The organism is Pseudoalteromonas sp. GABNS16E, from assembly GCF_028598715.1.
Lineage (GTDB): Bacteria > Pseudomonadota > Gammaproteobacteria > Enterobacterales > Alteromonadaceae > Pseudoalteromonas > Pseudoalteromonas atlantica.
In genome coordinates this window covers 1-261 of the sequence record NZ_JAQREZ010000198.1, presented here as the reverse complement: position 1 = coordinate 261, position 261 = coordinate 1, and the positions used below count along the sequence as shown (strand labels likewise).

1 pseudogene is annotated in these 261 nt (G+C 44.1%); it reads right to left on the bottom strand.

Annotated features, from left to right (window positions below):
* Positions 1–261: pseudogene (locus PSI06_RS21815) on the bottom strand (IS4 family transposase); the annotation flags it as partial.

Sequence of the window (261 nt, the reverse complement as noted above, 5' to 3'; positions counted from 1 at the left end):
TAGGCGTATCGCTAATTAGCTGCTCTGCTAGCACCATTTCACTCGATTTGTATTTATCAAACGCGCTATTAATGAGTTGGTGGCTTGTCAGCTCCATTTGGCACACCATGCGGATTTGAGGAAATGCTGTGTCGCCATACTGAGTACTACCAGAGCCATACTTTTCACGGTTTTGAGCAGTATCAGTCGTTCTCCACACAACCCCATCGACACCGAGTAAATTTAGTCCATTCCATATTTCGAATTTACCTTGTTGATACC